The organism is Streptomyces sp. NRRL WC-3549 (assembly GCF_000721935.1).
In the GTDB taxonomy this organism is placed as follows: domain Bacteria; phylum Actinomycetota; class Actinomycetes; order Streptomycetales; family Streptomycetaceae; genus Streptomyces.
In genome coordinates this window covers 73,131-74,869 of record NZ_KL585413.1, presented here as the reverse complement: position 1 = coordinate 74,869, position 1,739 = coordinate 73,131, and the positions used below count along the sequence as shown (strand labels likewise).

At 72.2% G+C, this 1,739-nt stretch carries 1 protein-coding gene; it reads right to left on the bottom strand.

Going from position 1 to position 1,739, the window contains the following annotated elements:
* Positions 1 to 86: 86 nt before the first annotated feature.
* The coding region (gcl, locus tag IH13_RS0121155; protein WP_031086745.1) for a glyoxylate carboligase at positions 87 to 1,739 on the bottom strand (1,653 nt) is incomplete at its 5' end.

Here is a 1,739-nt window from a genome sequence, read left to right as displayed (position 1 = left end):
CGGCCCGCCGCGGCCCGTCGGGGTCGCGGCGGCCGGCGCCGTGGCATCCGGGCGGGCGGCCGGGAGGCTGCCCCGTACCCGGGCCGTCAGACCGTGAGCGGACGGACGGCCGTGGGGGCGTGGCCCGGCTCGGTGGCCAGCTCCTCGAACTCGTTGACCGACGCGATGTCCGTCCCGCTCATCGAGATGTTCGTGACCCGCTCCAGGATCGCCTCGACCACGACCGGCACCCGGTGTTCGGCCGCCAGCTTCTTCGCCTGCTCGAACGCCGGCAGCAGGGCGTCCGGTTCGGTGACCCGGATCGCCTTGCAGCCCAGCCCCTCGACGACCTTGACGTGGTCCACGCCGTAGACGCCCAGCTCCGGGGAGTTGAGGTTCTCGAACTCCAGGCTGACCTGGAAGTCGATGTCGAAGGCGCGCTGCGCCTGCCGGATGAGCCCCAGGTAGGAGTTGTTCACCAGGACGTGCACATAGGGGATGCGGTGCTGTGCGCCGACGGCCAGCTCCTCCAGCATGAACTGGAAGTCGTAGTCGCCGGAGAGCGCGACGACCGAGCCGCCCGGGTCGGCCGTGGCGACGCCGAGCGCGGCCGGGACGGTCCAGCCGAGCGGCCCGGCCTGCCCGCAGTTGATCCAGTGGCGCGGCCGGTAGACGTGCAGCATCTGCGCGCCCGCGATCTGGGAGAGGCCGATGGTGGTGACGTAGCGGGTCTCCGGCCCGAAGGCGCGGTTCATCTCCTCGTAGACCCGCTGCGGCTTCAGGGGCACGTCCTCGAAGTGGGTACGGCGCTGGAGGGTGGCCCGGCGCTCCTGGGTGGAGGCCGCCCAGGCCGCGCGGTCCTTGAGCCGGCCCTCGGCCTCGCGCTCCCGCGCCACCTCGACGAAGAGCTCCAGCGCGGCCCCGGCGTCGGAGGCGATGCCGAGGTCCGGGGCGAAGATCCTGCCCAGCTGGGTGGGTTCGATGTCGACGTGGACGAAGGTGCGGCCCCCGGTGTAGACGTCGAGGCTGCCGGTGTGGCGGTTGGCCCAGCGGTTGCCGATGCCGAGGACGAAGTCGGACTCCAGGAAGTTCGCGTTGCCGTAGCGGTGCGAGGTCTGCAGACCCACCATGCCCGCGTTGAGCGCGTGGTCGTCGGGCAGGACGCCCCAGCCCATGAGGGTGGGGACGACCGGGACCCCGGTCAGCTCGGCGAACTCGACCAGGAGTTCCGCGGCGTCGGCGTTGATGACGCCGCCGCCCGCGACGATCAGCGGGCGTTCGGAGGCCTCCAGCATGTCCAGCGCGCGCTCGATCTGCCTGCGGCTCGCCGCCGGCTTGTGCACCGGCAGCGGCTCGTACAGCTCCGGGTCGAACTCGATCTCGGTCAGCTGGACGTCGACGGGCAGGTCCACGAGGACTGGCCCGGGGCGCCCGCTGCGCATGAGGTGGAAGGCCCGCTGGAGGACGCCGGGGACCTGCGCCGCCTCCAGGACGGTGGTGGCGGCCTTGGTCACCGGAGCGGCGATGGACGCGATGTCGACGGCCTGGAAGTCCTCCTTGTGGAGCACGGCCGTCGGAGCCTGGCCGGTGATGCAGAGGATCGGCACGGAGTCCGCGGCGGCGGAGTACAGGCCGGTGATCATGTCGGTGCCGGCCGGTCCCGAGGTACCGACGCAGACACCGATGTTCCCGGCGGCGGCACGGGTGTAGCCCTCGGCCATGTGGGAGGCGCCCTCGACATGGCGGGCCAGCGTGTGGCG